This window comes from Chryseomicrobium excrementi, from assembly GCF_002798305.1.
Taxonomy (GTDB): domain Bacteria; phylum Bacillota; class Bacilli; order Bacillales_A; family Planococcaceae; genus Chryseomicrobium; species Chryseomicrobium excrementi.
In genome coordinates this window covers 841,887-862,667 of the sequence record NZ_PCGR01000002.1, presented here as the reverse complement: position 1 = coordinate 862,667, position 20,781 = coordinate 841,887, and the positions used below count along the sequence as shown (strand labels likewise).

The 20,781-nt window shown below is 43.4% G+C and carries 19 protein-coding genes, 1 pseudogene and 1 riboswitch; of the genes and pseudogenes, 4 read left to right on the top strand and 16 right to left on the bottom strand.

What is annotated here, in order from left to right; all coding sequences use genetic code 11:
- The first annotated feature begins 44 nt into the window (after positions 1–44).
- Positions 45–311 carry a DUF3055 domain-containing protein gene (locus CQS04_RS08825; RefSeq protein WP_100353772.1) on the top strand — a complete coding sequence of 89 codons (267 nt, stop codon included), beginning with the start codon at positions 45–47 and terminating at the stop codon, positions 309–311.
- A 31-nt stretch (positions 312–342) separates the two neighbouring features.
- Here the strand turns inward: CQS04_RS08825 and CQS04_RS08820 are convergent, their stop codons facing one another.
- Genes CQS04_RS08820 through CQS04_RS08795 form a run of 7 tightly spaced genes read right to left on the bottom strand, consistent with a single transcriptional unit; the run spans position 343 to position 6,736 of the window.
- Complete coding sequence (locus tag CQS04_RS08820) at positions 343–1,341, bottom strand: ABC transporter ATP-binding protein (RefSeq protein WP_100353771.1); 999 nt, start codon at positions 1,339–1,341, stop codon at positions 343–345.
- Positions 1,338–2,141: an ABC transporter permease gene (locus CQS04_RS08815; RefSeq protein ID WP_100353770.1), complete on the bottom strand. Its 804-nt coding sequence runs from the start codon at positions 2,139–2,141 to the stop codon at positions 1,338–1,340. Before CQS04_RS08815 ends, CQS04_RS08820 begins: the two co-directional genes overlap by 4 nt.
- On the bottom strand, positions 2,141–3,013 hold the full coding sequence (locus CQS04_RS08810) for an ABC transporter permease (protein ID WP_100353769.1): 873 nt from the start codon (positions 3,011–3,013) through the stop codon (positions 2,141–2,143). The genes CQS04_RS08815 and CQS04_RS08810 overlap by 1 nt, the downstream gene beginning before the upstream one ends.
- A complete protein-coding gene (locus CQS04_RS08805; protein WP_100353768.1) occupies positions 2,997–4,223 on the bottom strand; it encodes an ABC transporter substrate-binding protein in 1,227 nt (408 codons plus the stop codon). Before CQS04_RS08805 ends, CQS04_RS08810 begins: the two co-directional genes overlap by 17 nt.
- A complete protein-coding gene (locus tag CQS04_RS08800; protein ID WP_100353767.1) occupies positions 4,220–4,873 on the bottom strand; it encodes a TVP38/TMEM64 family protein in 654 nt (217 codons plus the stop codon). Before CQS04_RS08800 ends, CQS04_RS08805 begins: the two co-directional genes overlap by 4 nt.
- Positions 4,870–5,322 (bottom strand): DUF1499 domain-containing protein, encoded by a 453-nt coding sequence (locus tag CQS04_RS13935; protein WP_245858786.1) that lies wholly within the window; start codon positions 5,320–5,322, stop codon positions 4,870–4,872. The genes CQS04_RS08800 and CQS04_RS13935 overlap by 4 nt, the downstream gene beginning before the upstream one ends.
- 1 nt (position 5,323) lies before the next feature.
- The gene (locus tag CQS04_RS08795; RefSeq protein WP_245858785.1) at positions 5,324–6,736 is read right to left on the bottom strand and encodes a dihydrolipoyl dehydrogenase family protein; all 1,413 of its coding nucleotides are present in this window, start codon (positions 6,734–6,736) and stop codon (positions 5,324–5,326) included.
- 76 nt (positions 6,737–6,812) lie between these two features.
- Here CQS04_RS08795 and CQS04_RS08790 point away from each other — a divergent pair, with 76 nt between their 5' ends.
- Both CQS04_RS08790 and CQS04_RS08785 read left to right on the top strand, forming a co-directional pair.
- Positions 6,813–7,403, top strand: a complete 591-nt coding sequence (locus CQS04_RS08790) for a CDP-alcohol phosphatidyltransferase family protein (protein WP_100353836.1) — start codon at positions 6,813–6,815, stop codon at positions 7,401–7,403.
- Positions 7,403–8,476: an FAD-dependent oxidoreductase gene (locus tag CQS04_RS08785; protein ID WP_100353766.1), complete on the top strand. Its 1,074-nt coding sequence runs from the start codon at positions 7,403–7,405 to the stop codon at positions 8,474–8,476. Before CQS04_RS08790 ends, CQS04_RS08785 begins: the two co-directional genes overlap by 1 nt.
- 15 nt (positions 8,477–8,491) lie before the next feature.
- On the opposite strand, the gene CQS04_RS08780 is transcribed toward CQS04_RS08785, so the two are convergent.
- The 7 genes and pseudogenes from CQS04_RS08780 to CQS04_RS08750 form a co-directional block, all read right to left on the bottom strand.
- Positions 8,492–8,866 carry a YutD family protein gene (locus CQS04_RS08780; RefSeq protein WP_245858784.1) on the bottom strand — a complete coding sequence of 125 codons (375 nt, stop codon included), beginning with the start codon at positions 8,864–8,866 and terminating at the stop codon, positions 8,492–8,494.
- Positions 8,867–9,796 carry a lipoyl synthase gene (gene lipA / locus CQS04_RS08775; RefSeq protein ID WP_100353765.1) on the bottom strand — a complete coding sequence of 310 codons (930 nt, stop codon included), beginning with the start codon at positions 9,794–9,796 and terminating at the stop codon, positions 8,867–8,869.
- A 109-nt stretch (positions 9,797–9,905) separates the two neighbouring features.
- Positions 9,906–11,471: a Na+/H+ antiporter NhaC family protein gene (locus tag CQS04_RS08770; RefSeq protein WP_100353764.1), complete on the bottom strand. Its 1,566-nt coding sequence runs from the start codon at positions 11,469–11,471 to the stop codon at positions 9,906–9,908.
- A gap of 110 nt (positions 11,472–11,581) precedes the next feature.
- Positions 11,582–11,758, bottom strand: a riboswitch (Lysine riboswitch).
- Positions 11,759–11,808: 50 nt separating this feature from the next.
- Positions 11,809–12,183, bottom strand: a pseudogene (locus tag CQS04_RS08765) (sporulation protein YunB); the annotation flags it as partial.
- Positions 12,184–12,362: 179 nt separating this feature from the next.
- The gene (locus tag CQS04_RS08760) at positions 12,363–13,715 is read right to left on the bottom strand and encodes a bifunctional metallophosphatase/5'-nucleotidase (protein ID WP_100353763.1); all 1,353 of its coding nucleotides are present in this window, start codon (positions 13,713–13,715) and stop codon (positions 12,363–12,365) included.
- A gap of 11 nt (positions 13,716–13,726) precedes the next feature.
- Positions 13,727–14,542 (bottom strand): sulfite exporter TauE/SafE family protein, encoded by an 816-nt coding sequence (locus tag CQS04_RS08755; RefSeq protein WP_100353762.1) that lies wholly within the window; start codon positions 14,540–14,542, stop codon positions 13,727–13,729.
- Entirely contained in the window at positions 14,542–15,393 is an 852-nt protein-coding gene (locus CQS04_RS08750) for a DUF72 domain-containing protein (RefSeq protein ID WP_100353761.1), read from the bottom strand. The genes CQS04_RS08755 and CQS04_RS08750 overlap by 1 nt, the downstream gene beginning before the upstream one ends.
- 169 nt (positions 15,394–15,562) lie before the next feature.
- On the opposite strand from CQS04_RS08750, the gene CQS04_RS08745 reads away from it, so the two are divergent.
- Positions 15,563–15,775: a hypothetical protein gene (locus CQS04_RS08745; RefSeq protein ID WP_100353760.1), complete on the top strand. Its 213-nt coding sequence runs from the start codon at positions 15,563–15,565 to the stop codon at positions 15,773–15,775.
- A gap of 27 nt (positions 15,776–15,802) precedes the next feature.
- On the opposite strand, the gene CQS04_RS08740 is transcribed toward CQS04_RS08745, so the two are convergent.
- Together CQS04_RS08740 and sufB are read right to left on the bottom strand one after the other, a co-directional pair.
- The gene (locus CQS04_RS08740; RefSeq protein ID WP_342745766.1) at positions 15,803–19,129 is read right to left on the bottom strand and encodes a S8 family serine peptidase; all 3,327 of its coding nucleotides are present in this window, start codon (positions 19,127–19,129) and stop codon (positions 15,803–15,805) included.
- Between the two features lie 252 nt (positions 19,130–19,381).
- Positions 19,382–20,779, bottom strand: coding sequence for a Fe-S cluster assembly protein SufB (gene sufB, locus CQS04_RS08735; RefSeq protein WP_100353759.1), 1,398 nt, complete (start codon positions 20,777–20,779; stop codon positions 19,382–19,384).
- Between the last annotated feature and the right edge of the window lie 2 nt (positions 20,780–20,781).

Sequence of the window (20,781 nt, the reverse complement as noted above, 5' to 3'; positions counted from 1 at the left end):
TCTCTATAGTACCATAGAGCTGACTAGAACTAGAGGTGAAGAGCATGGAACGCTTTTATTTATATGATGACGTAGAAGACACGAAAACACGGTTTGTTAGCTTTACTGGAGAAACCCAGCGCTATGATTTGGCTATCCTTCAGAGCACGCGTTTCTTCGGAAAAGTATTGGTGATGGACATCCAGTTTAATCGGATGGCAATCATCGGAGCAGATGACGTGGAAGAAGAAGGCTATCTTGAGCACGCGTTTAACCGCAATGCAGAGGAAGCTGAAGAATTGCGTGACTATTTACGTGAACTATTAAACTAACAAACAAGCGATGCGGAAATCCGCATCGCTTTTAGTTTGGAATCAGATGGATAGCATTAGGTTCTACATTTAGAAATACTTGATCACCCAGCTTGTAGTTAGAAGCTCGAGAGGCCCATACTTTGGCGACTACTTCAAACTTAGACAGGGCTACCGTTACTAGCGCTGTATCTTTTTGCAGTTGAATGTGTTTTATCACTCCGAGGGTTCCTGTTTCCTCGAGACGAATCGCTTCAGAAGGAATGATGACGAGTTGATTGTCTCGAACTAGAGATGTCAGTGGAATCAGTGCAGCTGCATCTTGAGCAGCAAGTACATTCGTATGTCCTAGAAAACTTGCAACGTCTCGAGTATCTGGATGACTGTAAAGCGTATGTGGAGCTCCTACTTGCAGAATCTTCCCTTCTTTCATGACAGCCATGCGGTCAGCAAGTAAAAAAGCTTCCTGTTGGTCATGGGTCACACAGACGGTCGTAATCCCGAGTTGTTTTTGCAACTGTTTCACTAAGTGCTGCATCTCATCCTTCAATTGAGGATCTAATGCACTGAATGGCTCATCTAAAAGAAGCAGTTCAGGTTCAACGACGAGTGCTCTTGCTAGTGACACCCGTTGTTGTTGACCTCCCGACAATTCACTGGGATAGCGGGCTGCGAACGATTCCAATCCGACTTGGCGAAGTGCTTCTTTCGCTCTCCGAGTTCGTTCCGTTTTCGGCACTTTGTTCATGCGTAACCCAAAGCTTACGTTTTGTTCTACGGTCATATGCGGAAAGAGGTGCGGTTGCTGAAACATCATCGCAAAATGCCTTCTCTCAGCTACCACTTCTGTAATGTCCTGCCCTTTATGATGGATGGTGCCTTTGTCAGGAGTTACAAGTCCAGCTATCACTTTTAACAGCGTGGTTTTCCCGCAACCAGAGGGTCCAATCAATGTGAAGAACTCTCCTTCTTCAATGACTAACTCAAGAGGAGCAAGGGTAAATTCGCTGTCATACGTTTTTTCAATTTCTTTTAGACGAAGTACTGTCACACTCGACTCCTCCCCTTCTTTTTATAATGCCCACGCAGTGCCACATCAAGACTAATTACGAGGAGCAATGCCACTGCTGAGAATACAAGTGTATAAGCAGAACCAATCGACGTATCCCCTCCACTGATGTACGGGAACAATAAGATGGGAAGTGTGACAACTTGGCCTCCCCCAATCAATAAAGTGACACTGTACTGACTGAGCGAAATCAACATACTGAGTGTCACTCCTGCAACAAGACCTGCTCGCAAATGAGGGAGTATCACGAACAAAAAACGACTCCAAGGCCCCGCCCCGAGTAGCTGAGCAGCTTGTTCTGTCTCGCGGTTCATCGTTTCAAAACTAATCATGGCTGCTCGTATTACATACGGCATGGACGGTGCTAGATGAACCAAAACCACACCGAGAACTGTCTCAGTGAGGCCAAGCCGAAGAAACGTCAGATGAATACCCATAACAACTGCTAAAGCGGGAACAAAAATAGGAGCCAGCAAAATCGCTTCTATTGCGGCACGATAACGCAGATTCCCTCGCACAAGTGCATAGGCTGCCGGAACACTCACGAGTACATTGATCACCGTGACACAGAGTGCAATCCACAGGCTTGTCCAAATCGCTGAAAGTGTTCCGGAATTTTCTCGAAACACAGCTTCCCAAGCTCGAAAACTCCAGCCTTCTGGAATTACAAGAGGAAACCTCCAGACGCCTCCTAAGCTAGCAAGGAGCGCTGGGATAAATGGGATCACAAATAGGAAGCAAAGTAAGATCAACACACTATAAGGGACGCGGAGACTTCGCATCACTCCCACCCCCGATCATAGCTTTTACGATAGAATCGGTATGCAATCCAACCGAAGAGAAGCGTCACCACGGTTAGCAACCAGAAGATGGCAAGTGCTTGCGAGCGGTCTTCAAAATTCCCACTAGTATAGAGTTGATATGCGTAGACTGGTAAAGTAGCTGGGTACGTCACACCTAATAGATAAGGTACTTCAAATGCAGTCAACGTGTAGACAAATACTATCAAACTTGCCGTCAGCAGAGCTGGTCGGATGGCTGGAAGTAATATTGTGGAAATGTAGTTCCAAGGACGGGCTCCATAGATTCGAGCCGTATCGTACCAACCACTACCGATCCTCGCTAACACGGGATAAAGTAAGAGAGCGACAAATGGCGCTTCTTTCCAAGCATACGTGACTACCATTCCCCATCCGAACGCATCATTGACTATTACAGGAAACTCAGCCGGGGCATCGATCCAACCGACTGCGTAGGCCAGTCGAGCCATCAAGCCACTTTGAGAGAATACTAACACCATAAAGTACCCTGCTGCGAGATGCGGGATTGTTAATGGAAGTTGTAGCAATCGAAGTAGCCAAGGTCGCTTTGAGCGTAGTTGAAAAGCATACAAGACAAGTGCGAGAGTGATACCTAGGATGCTGGCAAAGATAGTAGATAACAGAGCAACTCGCAAATTCAGAAAAAGAGAGTCTTGAAACGCACGCTCTGCGAGTGCTTGTTGATAAAATGAAAGACGCAGCGTATCTTGTCCAATTGCCGGAAAATAGCCAAAGCTTTTTAATAATCCGTCTGCCAATCCGCCGAAGAACAGCGTAATTGTAAGAAGGAATGCAGGTAAGACGAACAATGCATACTTATTCCTGCGCCACATGCTCAAGCCAACTTTCCTCAATCCATTCTACGTAGATCGAAGGAATTTCTGGTAACCGATTTTGTTCCATTTCACGAATCGGTACCGTCGCTTCTCCTAAATCAATTGCAGAAAACAGCTGTTGCTCTTCTTCAGATAGTTTGGCTAGCTCCACGACAGGCAAATCTCCCCAATTGGCTGGATCCATTTTCGCCGCCTGTGCTTCTGCAGATAGGAGTTCATTGATTACAACTAGTGCTCCTTGCGGATTCGGAGAATTATAGGGAATTGCTAAGTAATGGGTGTTTGAAAGCGTGCCTTCATCCCAAATAAAATTGCGAGTCGTTTCTGGGAAACGTCCATTTTGGACTTCAGCTGCTGCTTTGATAGGATCATAGGCCATCGTGAAATCCACTTCCCCATTCGCAAACAGTTGGTCTAGACGGGCAAGGCTTTCAGGGTAGGTCTCTCCTTCACGCCATAAATAAGGTTCAATGGCATTTAAATAGGTCCACGCAGGTTCTAAGAGTTCTTCGACTTCTTCACGTTCCATAAGAGCTTCTTCAAAGAACACCTCACTGCCTACTTCTTGATAGATGACGTGACGGACAAATGCACTTCCTGTGAAATCAGGCAGTGCGGGGTATGTAAATTTTCCTGGATATTGCTGCACCCAATCTTCTAAATCAGCAAGTGATTTGGGATAATCGGAACGTGCTTCATCGTATGTCATGACAAACTGAGCGGTGCCCCAAGGAGCTTGCAAATTTTCAACTGGAATTCCAAAGTCAGAAGCTATCTGTGGAACTTCCAAGTCGACAAAGTTTTGCACATTCGGTAGCTTATCCGAGAATGGCTTGCCGAGTAACTCATTATCTTTAGCTGTCTTAAAATTTTCTCCGTTGATCCACATAATATCGATACTGCCTTCGTTTTTTCCTGCTGTCTTTTCATCCAATACTTGCGTTAAGATTTCTTTAGTATCTGTCACCGGAACTCGGTTCAAAGTGATGTCATAAGTCTCTTCGACTCGAGGAATCACCCAGTTATCAAAATACTGGTTGATGGAATCGCTTCCTCCCCACATATACAGGTTCACTTCTGTGCCCTTCGCTTGTTCTTCGAATGTCGACCATTCTTGATTGAGGTCAATTTCCTGTTGTGCAGTTTGTTCAGAGCAACCTGCGATAACTAGAACTGCGAGAGTTCCGTTTAGCACTACTTTTTTCATAAATCTCCTCCCCCATCTGCTTGTTTCGTCATACGCTTTTTTAATAACCAACTAGCCAGTGTAAAGAGTAAAACGACAAGGATTGCTGCTGAGATGACGCGCCAGTCTCCATCGAGTAAACTTCCACCCAAAAAGTTATAAGCGATCGTCCCTGGTAACATCCCTAAAATCGTGGCCGTGATATATGCCACCCATTTGACTCTTGCGGCTCCAGCCACATAACTGACCACATCAAAATTTAAAAATGGAACGAGACGGAACCACAGTACATATAAAAACCCGTTCGTCTCCATTTGTTGTTGAGCAGCTGCCAAGCGTTTTCCTGGGACAGCTTTTCCCCAAAGAGCACGGAGACGCTCGGCCATAATGTACCCTACAACAGCGCTTAAAGTGGCCCCAATTAAAGTGTAGAGCGTCCCAAACCAAGCTCCAAACAAAATCCCTCCCGTTAAGGTTAGAATCGATGCAGGAAAGAAAATGAGTGGCCGCAACGCATAAATCACGATATAGAGGACAGGCGCCCAGGGACCTAACGATTCAATCCATCCAGAGAGTTCTTCTGCAGAAAATGCGGGAACATTGTTCACAATAACCGCTACTAGTAGAAATCCGGCCAGTAAGCCGATGACAAGCTTTTTGGAGCGTGTCATTTTTGTTCATCCAAGTAGCGCGATCGAATACTTTCTAGTCGTTTTCGATTGACGCCCGCATCAGAATAGCCAATACGAGAACCAGAACGGACATGGATCACCTCTTCGCCTTCGACTACTGCAAACTCTAAATCATCTTTAAAGCGCATGAGTTTCGTAGTCGCTACTGCATGGATATATCGAGGTTCTTGCTTCATCACTTCAATCTCGTCAAAAGAATCTAGTGTCTCAACGAGACGTGCAATAGATTCACCTTCTGAACCTTGGAATGGGAATGGTTCAATGTAGCCAGACTCTTTATCAGTCTGTGAAGAGACAGCGTTTGGAGTGCTTGGTAAATCGCGCAATTTTCCATTTTCAGCACCTAAATCTTTAGGGGTTGCCCACATTTTCATCATGCCTCCTGTAAGTAAAATTCCTGTTAGAGCTGCTCCTACTTTCCAATTCATCTTAGTCACTCTCCTTTTCACGCCACTTCGTCACTTGTTTGATGATTGGCTTATTCAGTAAATTGTCGACTGCAATTTTTTTCCCGAGCTTCACGAGAACTTCGCTATATGTCGGATAGGGATGGATGACACTTGCCATCTTGCCCATATTGATGTCGAGCATTTTAATCGTTTGAATCTGGCTGATGATTTCACCTGCCCGGTCTCCGATAACACTCGCACCTAAAATATCGCCCTTTTTATCTAAGATGAGCTTCACACTACCTAAGTTCTCTGGCTTCGTCTTTGCGCGGTCAAGCTCGTCAAATGAGTGCGTATATACACGGATAGAATCTCCGTGCTTCTCCCGTGCTTCTTTTTCTGACAAGCCGGAATGTCCGACCTCTGGATCTGTATAAGTACACCAAGTGACATTCGCATAATCAATTTTCCGACGGATCGGCAAGATAGCGTCTTGTGCCGCCGTGATTCCTTGAGCATTCGCCATATGAGATAGCTGATAAGGTCCAACTACGTCTCCGATTGCGTAGACGCCTTTTACGGTTGTCTCCATATGGTCATCCACTTTGATTTTCTTAGCATCAAATTCGATTCCTGTTTTTTCAATACCAAACCCTTTTAGCGTAGCTTGTCGTCCAAGTGCCACTAAAATTTTATCTGCCTGGATTTCGAAGGTGGTTCCTTCTTTTTCGACAGTCAAATAGATTTTCCCTTCCTGTTCTTTTACAGACTTCGCTTCTGTGTTGACGTAGACTGTGACGCCTTCGTCTTCTAGACGCTTTTTGATCATGGCGGCATGTTCTGGCTCATCGTTAGTTAACAGTCCTGGAGCTTTTTCAATAAGGTGCACCTCCGTTCCAAGGCGGGCAATAGCCTGTGCCATTTCACTTCCAATAGGACCTCCCCCTAAAATCAGTAGCGAATCTGGTAATACGTCTTGCTGAAAGAGGTTTTCATTCGTCAAATAAGGCACGTCTTTCAATCCTTCAATAGGTGGAACTGCTGGTTTTGAACCTGTCGCAATAATGACCTTTTTGGCTTCAATTGTCTCTCCGTTCACAACAAGATGGTGGGCATCTTGAAATTCTGCTCTCCCTTGAATGAACTCAATTCCCGCTTTTGCGAGTACTTCAGGAGACTCATTTTCATAAACTTGTTCCATGACGTGGCGAACTTCTTCAAGTATTTTTGCAGTATCCGCACGGTGCTCCGGAACGTGTTTTCGAACATGATGTATTTCTTTTGCTCGGTTAATCAACGCCTTACTAGGGATACAGCCAGACCATGTACATTCTCCACCTGGCTTGTTTTGGTCGATTAAGATCACTTTTTTTGAAAATCCTGCTCCGGTGAACGCAGCGGTCAGTCCTGCTGCTCCAGCCCCAAGGATCACTAAATCTGCTTGTTTTGTCATCTAAGGTACCACCTCTCTTGTCAAATGTGTGTATAATGTAATCTATACCATAATTCCATTGGAAAGCGTGATGAATATGCTTGATACCCATGCACGAAAATATGTAGATCCGTTTATTGACCGCACCGCTACCTCGCTATTAAAAGTTGGTCTCACGGCTACTCAAGTAACTCATATAGCATTCGTGATTGGTGTCACATCGGGGATCTTTATCTATCTTGGCCAACCTTTCCTCGCATTAATCGTTTTATGGCTCTCTGGATTTTTAGATGCTGTCGATGGATCCATGGCTCGAAAGACGACATCATCTGCTTGGGGTACATTACTAGACATCAGCTATGACCGAGTGGTAGAGATCAGTGTGATTCTCGGACTAGCGTTCTTGTATCCAGACTCGATGTGGGCTCTTTTATTACTAGCGTGCTCTATCATCTGGGCGATGACCATTTTTTTGACAGTCGGTGCTTTGACTGAGAAAAAAGGGATGAAGTCGTTTTATTATCAAGCGGGCCTTGCAGAACGAACTGAAGGATTTATTCTTTTCTCACTTATGATTCTATTCCCTAGTTATTTGACTTTACTCACCCTAGTTTTTCTGGCGGTAGAATTATTTACTGCGTTTCAAAGACTGAGTGAAGCAAGAAAGATTTTAAAGGACGGTGTCTGATGAAGACGATTGTATTAGTAGGAGCTGGACATGCCCACCTTCATATCATCAAGGCATGGCAAAAAGAACCTCTTCCGGGTTGCAGACTTGTAGTCATCTCTGCATCGAAGTATCAATATTATTCGGGGATGTTCTCAGGGTATGCGGAAGGCCTGTATTCAGAAGAACAGACACGTGTCTCTCTCGTTCCGTTCTGCCGAATAGCAGGAGCTTTATTTTATGAAGATTCGATTGAACGTGTGGACTCGCGCGTACGCACACTCTTCGGAAAGAGCGGGACAAGTTACAGCTATGACATCGTGTCATTTGACATAGGATCTACGATTGACATACCTGAAGCATTTCAAGATGTGTCTCCACAAGTAAAACCGACCCATGAGATGATGGACACTATCAATAAAATCCGGTCGACTGCTCATCCCATAATAATTGGAGGCGGGGCCGCAGCTGTTGAGATGGCTCTTTCGATACAGCACTGGCGGATGAAAAATGGTTCGACGACTCCTGTTCAACTCGTGAGCGCTTCTCCCCTTCTAAAAGGAACTGGAGCAGAATCCGAACTCCACAAAGTGGTCCAGCAAGCAGGAATATCATTGATGGTAGAAGATGAAGTAATTCGAATGGAAAATGAAACTGTACATACAAAGAACGGGAATGTATTGGAAGCGACCACTCTATTTTGGTTAACTGGCGCCTCCAGTTTTTCGATATTTCGTGACAGTGGCCTTTCCACGACAGATGGTTTTTTGAATGTCACAAGTACCTTGCAGTCCACAGATGAACCGACAATCTTTGCTGCGGGTGACTGTGCGCATTTCACTGCGTCCAAAACGAGCCTTGCCAAAAACGGAGTACATGCCGTCAAGCAAGGCCCTATTCTTTGGTACAACTTACAGGCACTAGTTGGGAACCAAAAGTTGCGAGTCTACGAACCAAAGTCACCGCAACTCTCCATTCTTTCTATTGGAAACCGAGAAGGCCTTCTGCTCTATGGCAATTGGCACTTTAAAGGAAAGCTTGCTTGGCGGATCAAGCATCAAATCGACACTCGTTTTATGAATAAGTACAAATAAAAAGAGAAGGTGGAATTATTCCGCCTTCTCTTCGTTCTGTTCTACTGCTAATTCTTCAGCTTCACCTCCAACTTCCACTGGAGGTGTAGGTTGCACTTGGATTTTACCAAGCTTTTTGATCAAAAAATACGCACAGCCAAAATTACAAAACTCTAAAATGTAATCATGGATTGTTCCGATTTTAGTATCGAAAGTAGCTTTTGGATTTTTGTCTTCATAAAACCCCCGAAGTCGTAACTGACCATAGCCCCAATCTCCAAAGATGTAATCGTACTTTTGGAGAACATCACTATAGCGTTCTTCTAAAGTTTCTTGATTAAATCCTTCTCGGAACTCTTCGACCACTTCATATTGATAGCCATCTAAATGAATACGTGTCAAACGCGTCACCTATTTCTGTAAAGCGAGTTCTTCTTCACCCGCCGCTTGTCGTTGTTTCGCTGCTGCATTGACTTGCTCATCCGCATGATAACTGCTTCGTACCAGAGGGCCAGCCTCGCAATGAGAGAAGCCTTTTTCCATAGCGATTTTGCGTAGTTTCCCAAACTCATGCGGTGTGTAGTATTTTTGTACTTTTAAATGTTTTTTCGTTGGTTGCAAGTATTGTCCAATTGTCATGATGTCCACGTTGTTTGCACGCAGATCATCCATCACTTCAATAATCTCTTCCCATGTCTCTCCAAGACCTAACATTAGAGAGGACTTCGTTGGAATCTCTGGCTGCATCTCTTTAGCGCGACGTAAGAATTCCAGTGACCGATCATAAGTGGCACGTGCCCGGACTCTTGGAGTCAAACGACGCACTGTCTCAATGTTGTGGTTCAAGATGTCTGGTTTCGCATCCATCAAAGTGCGTAGGTTTTCTTCTACGCCTCCCATATCTGATGGAAGCACTTCTACCGTAGTAAATGGATTTTTACGGCGAATCGCGCGTACCGTTTCAGCAAACACTTGAGAACCACCGTCTTTTAAATCATCTCGTGCAACTGCTGTCACTACAGCATGCTTTAAGTTCATAATGACGACACTGTCTGCTACACGTTCTGGCTCGGCAAGATCCAGTTCAGTAGGTAAACCTGTCTTCACAGCACAGAAACGACATGCACGTGTACAGACGGCTCCTAGGATCATAAACGTTGCCGTACGTCGTGTCCCCCAGCATTCATGAATGTTTGGACAGCGTGCTTCTTCACAGACTGTATGTAAATTGTTTTCTCGCATTAGTTTCTTAAGACCTGTATACTCTTCGTTCGTATTCAGTTTGATTTTCAGCCATTCGGGTTTGCGCTCGCGCTCCGATGTGGGTTTACAAGATGTCATTGCGGTTGCCTCCATCCTTCTGTCTATCCTGATGTCAATATATCATACTTTAGACTTCCTCACAATTCACGCTGCTACTAAAAATACCAGCCCGGGGGCTGGTATTTAATCAAGCAGTTTGCGCTTGTGCTTTTTCTTTTGCTGTCCAAAAAACAAATAATACAACGAGTAATAAAACCACAACACCAAGGCCGATCCAAGCAGAACCCGTGAAGCCTAATACCAGATAACCTATAGTTGCAATCACCGCGCTGATGATGGCATAAGGAAGTTGTGTTGTCACATGATCATACAGATTCGAACCTGCTCCTGTCGCTGACATGATGGTCGTGTCTGAGATGGGTGAACAGTGATCTCCGAATACGGCTCCTGCTAAAACAGCAGATAAAACAGGAAGTAGTAGTTCAGGATTCACAGCCATCGCAATATCTGCCCCGATAGGAATCAAAATACCGAAAGATCCCCAAGACGTTCCAGTTGAGAACGCCATGACAGCCGTCAATACAAATAATAGTGCTGGCAAAATCCACTCAGGAATGTTGTTGTTATTGACTACGCCCGCTAAATATTCTCCCGTTTGCAGTTCAGAGATCAAATACGTCAATGCCCAAGCAAACACTAAGATTAAAACTGCTGGCATCATCGAACGAATTCCGGAGATGAACGCAGTTGTAATGTGAGTTGCATCTGCCTCAGGGTTTTTACCAAACTGGCGGAGATACAAGAACAAGGCAACAGCCACTCCAGAAAGTCCACCGATTAAAAGTGATTTTGGAACATCTGTATTTTCAAAAATCGTGAACAAGTTCCATGAACCACCTGCCTGATTACCAGTTACAAGCATGGCCCCAATCGTTGCCACGATAAGCGTGACAATCGGAATCACTAAATCTGTCACTTTTCCGTGATTGTGTACCGGGAATTCTTCTTTCAATTCTCCAGCAACATCCTTCTCAGGATCGTATAGCTCCCCTGTTTCAAGCGCGCGTTTTTCATGAGACTTCATAGCAAACAGATCAAAATCAGTTGCAGCAACAAAGAATACAACCGCTAGTGCAGCTACTACATAATAATTCATTGGAGCCATCAATACAAAGGCTTCAAGCGGTGTGTATGCCACAATCGCATACGTTGTGAAAATCCCTCCAAGAAGACTGATGAGATACGCTCCCCAGCTAGAAATAGGAGAGACTACACAAACAGGTGCTGACGTGGAGTCAATAAAGTACGCAAGCTTCGCTCTTGAGATTCTATGAGAATCCGTGATTGGTCGAGCAATCTGGCCTACTGCAAGAGCATTGAAGTAGTCATCGATGAAAATCAAGATTCCGATGAATGCAGTTAATAACTTGGCACCTCGGCGCGTCTTTACTCGCTTCATCGCCCATTCAGCAAAAGCTCTGCTGCCTCCAGATAACGTTACAAGTGCCGTGATAACTCCTAAACTTAAAATAAATAGAAGAATAAAGACGTTATACGCATTGAATCCTTCATCCCAGAATGACAACTGGAACGCTGTCCATAATGATTTGGCCGACTCTACCGGCGCAAATTCGTGTAACAATAATGCTGCCGAGACAATCCCGACTCCTAGCGATAACAGTACTCTTCTTGTAATGAGTACCATAGCTATTGCCAAGATTGGCGGCAATAGTGAAAAAATAGTGCTTTCCATTGGCTTTTCTCCTCCTTTTAGGCGGAGTTACAGATTTAAAAGTGAAACAAAAAGCCAGCCTAAAAACTATCTTTAGGCTGGCTAACACGGGAATTCCCTTAACTGTCTCAACTGACTGTAGCTCTCCATTTGCCGAATGCAAATGACAGTGTTATTTTTATTCAAAATAACCCCAATAGAAGGTGGTGACGACACACTTCCATTTCGGCAAAGCTTCCTTTTTAACACGATCTTAGCTGTCAAACTCCCGTATCATACTCTTAAGCTCTGCGGCCTCTACCTAGATAATATTCAATTCCTTTTAAGCTTAACAAGAAATGAAACGTCTGACAACCCCTTATTTCTCTTCTGCTTTCAAAGGCACCTCAACTGACAGCGCACCATCTTGCCCTTTATTATAAATCTGCGGAACCTAACCTTGAATTAAACCCATTGCCACGGGAATTTTTTGTTCCACCGCCGTGATTTTACTTGCAAGAGGGACAATGACCTGCACATTCACTTGTAAGAGAATACTGATTTCCACATAAGCGTTGTTAATGCCAAACTCCCGTATAGTTGATTCTACTATAGATTGAACGTTTCCTACTACATGAAAGCGAATGGGAATCTTAGGTCCCAAGTTTCCTATGATGGGTAAGTTCGCTGCTTGAGCAAGTGGAACAAAGAACACAACCCCGCCTTCTTCTTGCATCAGGTCTTCTGCATATTGTTCGTTTGCACTTCTGCATACCGCAAATAAGTGGGAGTCAAACGTTCATTGAACCAGTAAATCTGTGCACTCACCAACATCACAAAGACTACTATCCAAATCGTGAATTTTGGATAAACAAACCACCGTTTCAGACGAGGCTTTTGGATCACGGTATAGCTTCTTTATCTACTATATGCTCAGTTCTTGTCTTGTGATGAATAGGCGATAAAAACATCGCGAATCGTCTCGGGCATAAAATAGATTTTTGGAAGCTCTTTAAATCGAGGGAAGAAGTAGCCAAAAGTGAACATATCTACTGTAACAAGCTGATAGTGCTCTTTAAGCTCTAATGCTCGGTGATTCACGTAATAGGTATCTTCTCTCTTCTCAAAGTTTCGGAACAATAATTTACCGAGCTGTTTTCCACGAAACCCTAATCCCCTTACTTCCAGAGTGGGCCATTTGTTATTTTGCGCTACCTGATAGGCCTCGATGAGCTCCGCTCCAGACAATGTGACGACACAAGGATTAATGGGATGTGGAAGCAGATCATGCATCGCCTTGGATGATACGTCACCAGTATCGAGGTTTGTCAGTAACAATCCCGCAGGATAAAGAGCACAATCAGCACCTGTATATGATAACAGCGCATCTCCCAGACGGTCACTAAGATCTGTAGCTTGTTGTAGGCTTGCCTTCAGAAATTTTTCATTAAAAAATACAGGACCACTTAATAACTGTTCCCCTTCGATTTGCCAATGTTGAGACGCTGCTTCATTTTCTTTTGATATATGCAGCGGACTGTTTTGCACATCTACTAATCGTGTGGATGTCACTGGACCATTCTTTTCAAAAGCTACTTGTGCAACTCCTAAAAACTGACCCCATTTGCCTCCGGCAGCTAGAGATGTTTCCTGAATCTTAAAGTTATCTGGGTACTGATGATGTGTATGAGCCCCTAAGATTAAATGAATAGCTGGGAAACGGCTAACCAATTCTTCTTCGTGCGACCGTCCTATATGCGCCAAGCAGATAAGATAATCCACTTGATCACTTAACTGGTTCACAACTTCAGCAGCAGCTTCTAAGGGATCTTTCACATGCCACCCAAGTTGTTTGTAATAGTCATCATAAGCTGCCGTCACTCCAAAGATACCAATTCGTCTGTGGAAGGAGGTCTCATGAATGACGAACGGTTTTACCCAGCTCGGACGATTGCCTTCAGTATCAAAAAAATTCGCAATGACCACTTGAAAGTCAGCTTCTTCATATAAAGACTCCAACTGTTGGTGAGAAAGTGTGATGCCTTCATTGTTGCCTATCGTGACGTAATCATAGCCCGCCTGGTTCAACAAGAGAACATTTCCTTTTCCTTCAGTAGCCTCTGTATAAATATGAGAACGATCAAGATGGTCTCCAAGGTCCATAACAAGCAGGTCATCTTCTGCCGGTAGCTGTTGTTTATATAATTCCATCTCTTTTAAAATTGTTGGCCAGTTTTCTAAGTGACTATGTAAGTCATTCGTATGTAAAATATGGAGCATCGACATGTCTTCACCTCCTAGTAAATCCCTTCAAAGATAGAGCGGATTCCAAGTAGTAACAATACGATTTGTAGCACGACGACAAGACTGTCTGAATTTAAGCGGTGATTTAAATATGCTCCGATTTTCGCCCCGATATAGGCAGCAGGTACGACGGGAATCGTATAGATCCAGGGTACGTTTCCTAATGAAATATGGGTGACTGAGTTGACAAGAGCAGACAGAAACACCATGAACATGGAAGTGGCTACTGCCACATGTGGTGGGAATAAGAACAATAACAGCATTGCTGGAACTAGCATGGAGCCTCCACCAATACCAAATAGTCCTGAACTAAAGCCTATTCCAAACGTTAAAAGAAGAGCAAACCAAATTGGATAGCCATAGATATAAGTACCCGATGCATCCGTAAATGTCGTCTTTCTTCCGTGACGCACAAACCACTGAACGGGTTTCAAATACTTTCTCACGAGTAACAACAAGGCAAGAAAGACCATCATGATACCAAAATACAATTGGAATGAAGGCAAGTCGAGTCCTCTGTTTACAAATGCACCGATCACGGTTCCAGGAGCGCTACCGGCAAAGAAGATGGCTCCGCTTTTAAAATCAACGGTTTTCTTCTTCATATACGCAATCGTCGAAGAGAGTCCCGTAAAAATCATCATGATCACAGAGAGTCCTACGACCGTCTGTGGTGTGATGCCATCTATAAAACCTGCAGCTCCTAAATAGACGATGGCAGGAACTAAAATCACCCCGCCTCCAAGACCAACTAAAGCTCCCACTACCCCACTAAAAAGCCCTGCAATTACTAAGACTATCCACTCCATTACATGTCTCCTCCAAACAAATCAAGTTGTTTCGGTGCCAATCCTTCAAATGAAACAGCTAGTTTTTGTTGGAGCTGTTTAGCATTCGCAGCAGCGTGTCCCCCAGAGTTATTGTTGAACAACACCATCGTCTGCTTCGCTTTTGAATCTACTTGTTGAACAATTTTTGCTAGTTCCTCAAGCTCGGCGTTATTGTAGTCATAAAGATAGCGGATTTCTCGCCAGTTTTTTCGATTTACAGGTGCTTGCCAAGCGGCCACATTGCGTCCATGAAAGCGAAACAGCGCTTTCTCTGCTGTCACTTCCGGAACGAGTGGAATACTTCCTTCACCTGATTGTGGTTCATCACAAATACTATGAATAAAATCATGCTCTCTTAAAAATTCGAATGTTTTGTCTCGGAATCGCTCTTCATACCAAGACTGGTGTCTGAACTCAATTGCCACATCAAATCCGGCTAATTCTTCACGAAGCTGTCTCAGTACATCGACATTTTCTTTTGTACAATCGAACCAAGGTGGGTACTGGGCTAGAACTGCCCCAAGTTTACCCGCTTCTTGATAGGAACTAAGAGCGAGCCGGTACGCTTCAAACGCCTCTTTCAAGGAATCGAAGGGACTGTCTCCTCGTAGATGACCCGTTAGTTGCTGATAGGTTTTCACTATGAATTGAAAGTCTTTTGGAGTTTCTTCGATCCATTTGTCATTGTTGCGTTTAGGTTGGACTGCATAAAACATTGCGTCCAATTCAACGATAGGGAAATGAGCGCTATAGTCTTGTAACTTTTGTTTTGCATTTCCCTGATACAAATCTGGATGGTCTCCCCATCCCGTTAATCCGATTTGAATCATAGACTCACCTCTTTGTATTTAGTGTACCACTTCCTTTCCCTTCTCCGCTCTCTTTCACACTAGGTTTACTGTCTAATAAAACGGGTACTATTTCAATATAAGTAATGCACATCTCGTAACTCATGCTAAGTGTTCTTTCTTGAAGGAGCGTTTGGCGGGAGGTGACAAGATGGAGAGATTCTATGGAATCGATGCACTACTTGACTATTTGAATCAGCAAAGTGACGAACGGTTTTCAGAAGCAGAAATTTTATTTCTGATCGAAAAACGTCTGATACCGCATTATGTGTCTTTTGGTAAACGCTATTCTTTCCAAAAGGAATATATAGATAGCTGGCTCAATTCGTACAGTAAACAAAAAACTCTGTTTCCCGGGTTCTAGTCCGGGAGCAGAGTTTTTTTTTAGATCTTATTTCTTTCCTGGAGGCGTCACTATTACTTTGAAGGTGACGGTTTGTCCACCGTATGCCGCTGTTACCGTTGTCTCGCCCGGCCCTCGTGCGCTGAGCACTCCATTTTTAATCGCTACAGCATTCTTTTTCGTGAAGGAATATGTCGCTAAATTAGTAACATCCTTTTCTGTTACTGTCTCCCCCACTGTTGTCTTCTCAAAAATCTTGAAAGTAGTAGATTTACCAGGAGCAAGTTTAATCACTTCATCTTCTGCCACTAGTGTAACTACTGGCTCCGGCTCTTCAAGTTCTCGTTCAAACACTAACGATGTTTGAGAATTACCAGCTGCATCCGTGACTGTCACAGAAAGAGCTGTTGTCGTTTCTGTCACTGGTAATGTAAAGGTACCATCTTCGTTTAATAAGAAAGCTTCTGGAGCTTGTTGCTCTCCGTTTTCAGATAGTGTATAGCTTGCTTTCAATTTGTCATTCAGTTTGTAGTCTAAACCGTATAGAGCCAATACTTCATTGTAGTCAATGTATTTATCCATGACTTGTCCAATGACTTCTTCTCCATTAAGTTCAGCACTAATTTCAGGCTTCGTGGTTTTTACAATGAATGGTCCGTCATAAGCTTGTACTACCTCACCTGGTGTTAATCCAGTAAAGTCAATCGTATATAAGCCGTCTGGAATCGTAGTAGCTGGAGCAGCCCCCCATGGTTTATATTGTCCTCCAATTTGTAACGTATACGAGCCAGCTGCAAGTGAAGCACCTGAATGGAGATAACCAATGTACCCATCTCCATACTCTCCACCTGTAGGGTTTTCGATATCCCAAATTTCAATAAAGTTTGTTGTGACAGGTCCTGTTAATGTGAAGGCTAATGAAGAGCTATCTTTTATACCATCTCCATTGAAGGAAACATCTTTTTCTGATAAGCGATAATTTCGAATCTCAGTTCCTGCTGCTTTTGCGAAATCAGCTGCAAATGGAAGAGAAATTTCAGTCGTATCATTTTTCAAGACGACGTACCCTAAGATTTCATCACCAGCTTTTGTAGTAGCTGCTGATGCAGTCAATGTCACGTTTAATGTTGCTTCCCCGTCAACTGTCAATGTCGGCTGATCAACAGTTACTTTTGCATCACCAAATGTTTTTGTTGTTTTCACTTCAACGGAATACGTTCCACCATTTCCTGTGAAGTCTTTTACTTGTACTTGTTTTGTAACCGAAAGATTTTGATCTAATGAACGCGGTCCAAATGTAATTGTCCCTTTTAAGTTCTCAACAATCGCTCCAGTCGCATCCACTACAGCTGTATCTTGTGCATACGCTAAAATTTCAGGGTGCGCAGCTGCATAAGCATCAACACGTCCTGCTCCTTGCGAGAACACATCGTATTTTGTTGTATCTAAGATTTTAGCCGTATTGGAAAGCGCGACTTTCACATCAAATGCATTCCACTCAGGATTAGCTTGTTTAACTAGGGCAGCAATTCCTGCAATGTGAGGTGTCGCCATAGACGTTCCTGTTTTGCGATCGTATGCTTCTGCATAGCTCACTTCTGGGAAGTCGGCTTTGTACATCGGGATTGTTGACATGATATTTGTTCCTGGTGCTGTCACATCTGGTTTGATATCAAAGTTTGGTGTAGAGGGGCCACGTGAACTTGATGAATTCACATCATCCCCCGCAGTTTTTGTGGTTGTGAAATTGTTGAATGTCACTTTCCCCTCACCTGCTGTCAATGCTGAACGGATTTCAGTTGCATCTGTTAATGACATGTCAAATGTCGGAAGAAACCCGAATGAATCTCCTAAAAACACATTCGAAGGACCTGGTGCACCTGTTCCACCAGCAAAGTTATGAATAATTGTTGCTACTGCCCCGTTTGCTTTGGCATTTGCAATCTTATCTACAAACGGTAATTCTCCTCGCGCAATAAGCGCTACTTTGCCTTCAACATTTAAACCTTCAAAATCTTTTGGCGAACCAACACCTGGTACCGCAATAATCTCAAATTCGCCATCAAGCTGTTGTGCTAAATTTTGACCAAACGTCGTACTCATTAGATTAAGTTTTTTTGAATAATTGTAGTCTCCTACAGTAACACTCACTGTACCTGCATGCATTGTTTCTGGGTTTGTCGTATTTCCTACAGCTATTCCAAGTCGCGCTGTTGCAGGTGTTCCCATTGTGCCACGATTCGGGCCAGAATTACCTGTTGCAATAACACTGATCACGCCTGCCATCATTGCATTATTAATAGCAAAAGATCCAGCGTCAGTTTCAGAGTTCGCACCTCCACCAAGCGATAGATTGATAACATCCATATCTTCGACGACTGATGTCTCAATTGCTTTGACGATACCAGATGTTGCTCCACTTCCATATGCTCCAAGAACACGGTATGCGTACAAGTCTACTTTAGGAGCAATCCCTTTGATTCCAAAGTCATTGGCACCGATAGCAGCAATTGTACCTGCTACGTGTGTACCGTGAGACGTGTAGAAAGAACTACCATTTGCATTGAATTCTGGGACATTAGCAGGTCGCTCAGAAGGAAGTGTCTCTGAAGCATCATCGTCTGCTCGCGGTGTTGCATAGGTAGACGAATGAAGAATAAAGTTCTTTCCGCCTTTGTAGATGCCCGCAAATTCTGGGTGATCTGCATCGATTCCTGTATCTAGAACTGCGACTTTAATGCCTTGTCCTTCTAATCCTTCATTCCACAAACGCTCGATACCTAAAAATGAATTACTCGTATTCATGAGCGCATCATAAGATTGTTCCTCCGATACGACTGTCTCACTAGCCTCTGAAGCATACACAGTAGCATCAGGCTCAACTAATGTAACACCTTCAATTGTTAGAAGTTTTGGAAGATCTCCCGCTTTTACAGTAGCTGCAAATCCATTTAATACTGTATCAAATTCATAGATTGTATCAAACGCAACATTTTTAGCCGCGAATGCTTTTTTTACTTTTGTTTGCTGTGCTTTTACATTTGCCCGTACTTCATTAGCGCGTGCATTCGAAAACTTTTGTCCGCGTAGTTCACTTTTCCCTTGTTGCAAGGATACTGGGGCTTGTGATAAATGGACGATGACGTCAACTAGCTCGTCGTCTTTCAAATTCTTTAAGCGATCATCAAGAACTGGTCCATTTTGTCTAAGTCGCTCTTGTTCAGCAATTGCTGCCTTTAACGCTAATGTACTTTCTGATTGCCCGAGTGGCTTCTGCTGTACCGTAGTAGCTGAAGCAAATGGAACAAACAAGCCAAGTACCATGACGAAAGCAATAAACAAGGTGAAAATCTTCCTACTTCTGATTTTTCTCAATCTTCATTTCCCCTTTTTCAAAAGTTTCACAAGGGTTTCTTCAAACCCTATGTCTCCACTAATTTAACATGGTTTCATCAATCAATTTCGATGTATTTTATGTTTTCAGAAAAATGAGAAATGATGAGTAGCTTATCGAAACGTGTTCGACAACTTAAGACCTTTTTAAATAAAATTTCGTTATTTAAAGTGTTCTATTGGACTCAGACTAAAAAAATCCCCACCACAAATTGTGGCAGGGAAATTTATCAATTAACCGATAGAGCCTTCCATCTCGAACTTGATAAGACGGTTCATCTCTACTGCGTATTCCATTGGAAGTTCTTTTGTGAATGGTTCGATGAAGCCCATAACGATCATTTCTGTCGCTTCTTCTTCACTCAAACCACGACTCATCAAGTAGAACAATTGCTCCTCTGAGACTTTAGAAACTTTCGCTTCGTGCTCAAGAGAAATATTGTCGTTCATGATTTCGTTGTAAGGAATCGTATCTGAAGTCGACTGGTTATCCATAATCAATGTATCACACTCGATGTTAGCACGTGCTCCGTGTGCATTGCGTCCAAAACGAACGATACCACGGTACGTTACTTTACCACCTTGTTTCGAAATCGATTTCGAAACGATAGTAGAAGACGTGTTTGGTGCTAAGTGAAGCATTTTAGCTCCAGCGTCTTGATGTTGCCCTTTACCAGCTAAAGCGATTGAAAGGGTCATACCGCGAGCGCCTTCACCTTTTAAGATACATGCTGGATACTTCATAGTCAGTTTCGATCCGATGTTTCCATCGATCCATTCCATTGTACCGTTTGCCTCTACAACAGTACGTTTCGTTACTAGGTTGTATACGTTGTTAGCCCAGTTTTGAATCGTTGTGTAACGGCAATACGCATCTTTTTTAACAATGATTTCAACTACAGCAGAGTGTAGAGAATTCGTTGTGTAAACAGGTGCTGTACATCCTTCTACATAGTGCACTGATGCGCCTTCATCAACGATGATGAGTGTACGCTCAAACTGCCCCATGTTTTCAGAGTTAATGCGGAAGTAAGCTTGAAGTGGTGTATCTACTTTAATACCTTTTGGTACATAGATGAAAGAGCCACCTGACCATACAGCTGAGTTTAATGCAGAGAACTTGTTATCAGAGGCTGGAATTACAGTACCCCAGTACTCTTTGAAGATATCTTCGTTTTCACGAAGAGCCGAATCTGTGTCTTTAAAGACGATTCCTAGATCTTCAAGTTCTTCTTTCATGTTGTGGTAAACTACTTCAGATTCATACTGAGCAGAAACACCTGCTAAGTACTTTTGTTCAGCTTCTGGAATACCTAATTTATCAAACGTACGCTTGATTTCTTCAGGTACTTCATCCCATGAACGCTCTGTCTGTTCTGAAGGCTTTACATAATAAGTGATCTCGTCGAAGTTTAATTCGCCAAGCTCTCCACCCCATTGTGGCATTGGTTTTGCGTAGAAAATTTCCAATGCTTTTAGACGGTAGTCAAGCATCCATTGTGGCTCCTCTTTCATACGAGAAATTTCTTCAACAATTTCACGTGTCAAACCGCGTTTAGAACGGAAAATCGATACGTCTTTGTCATGGAAGCCATATTTGTAATCGCCGATTTCAGGCATTTTTTTAGCCATAG

What these genes read in the sequence shown, in the direction of transcription:
- CQS04_RS08825 (WP_100353772.1), top strand. Translation starts at nt 45, where the DNA reads ATGGAACGCTTTTATTTATATGATGACGTAGAAGACACGAAAACACGG.
- CQS04_RS08815 (WP_100353770.1), bottom strand. Translation starts at nt 2,141, where the DNA reads ATGCGAAGTCTCCGCGTCCCTTATAGTGTGTTGATCTTACTTTGCTTC.
- CQS04_RS08810 (WP_100353769.1), bottom strand. Translation starts at nt 3,013, where the DNA reads ATGTGGCGCAGGAATAAGTATGCATTGTTCGTCTTACCTGCATTCCTT.
- CQS04_RS08805 (WP_100353768.1), bottom strand. Translation starts at nt 4,223, where the DNA reads ATGAAAAAAGTAGTGCTAAACGGAACTCTCGCAGTTCTAGTTATCGCA.
- CQS04_RS08800 (WP_100353767.1), bottom strand. Translation starts at nt 4,873, where the DNA reads ATGACACGCTCCAAAAAGCTTGTCATCGGCTTACTGGCCGGATTTCTA.
- CQS04_RS13935 (WP_245858786.1), bottom strand. Translation starts at nt 5,322, where the DNA reads ATGAATTGGAAAGTAGGAGCAGCTCTAACAGGAATTTTACTTACAGGA.
- CQS04_RS08795 (WP_245858785.1), bottom strand. Translation starts at nt 6,736, where the DNA reads ATGACAAAACAAGCAGATTTAGTGATCCTTGGGGCTGGAGCAGCAGGA.
- CQS04_RS08790 (WP_100353836.1), top strand. Translation starts at nt 6,813, where the DNA reads ATGCTTGATACCCATGCACGAAAATATGTAGATCCGTTTATTGACCGC.
- CQS04_RS08785 (WP_100353766.1), top strand. Translation starts at nt 7,403, where the DNA reads ATGAAGACGATTGTATTAGTAGGAGCTGGACATGCCCACCTTCATATC.
- lipA (WP_100353765.1), bottom strand. Translation starts at nt 9,796, where the DNA reads ATGACATCTTGTAAACCCACATCGGAGCGCGAGCGCAAACCCGAATGG.
- CQS04_RS08770 (WP_100353764.1), bottom strand. Translation starts at nt 11,471, where the DNA reads ATGGAAAGCACTATTTTTTCACTATTGCCGCCAATCTTGGCAATAGCT.
- CQS04_RS08760 (WP_100353763.1), bottom strand. Translation starts at nt 13,715, where the DNA reads ATGTCGATGCTCCATATTTTACATACGAATGACTTACATAGTCACTTA.
- CQS04_RS08755 (WP_100353762.1), bottom strand. Translation starts at nt 14,542, where the DNA reads ATGGAGTGGATAGTCTTAGTAATTGCAGGGCTTTTTAGTGGGGTAGTG.
- CQS04_RS08750 (WP_100353761.1), bottom strand. Translation starts at nt 15,393, where the DNA reads ATGATTCAAATCGGATTAACGGGATGGGGAGACCATCCAGATTTGTAT.
- CQS04_RS08745 (WP_100353760.1), top strand. Translation starts at nt 15,563, where the DNA reads ATGGAGAGATTCTATGGAATCGATGCACTACTTGACTATTTGAATCAG.
- sufB (WP_100353759.1), bottom strand. Translation starts at nt 20,779, where the DNA reads ATGGCTAAAAAAATGCCTGAAATCGGCGATTACAAATATGGCTTCCAT.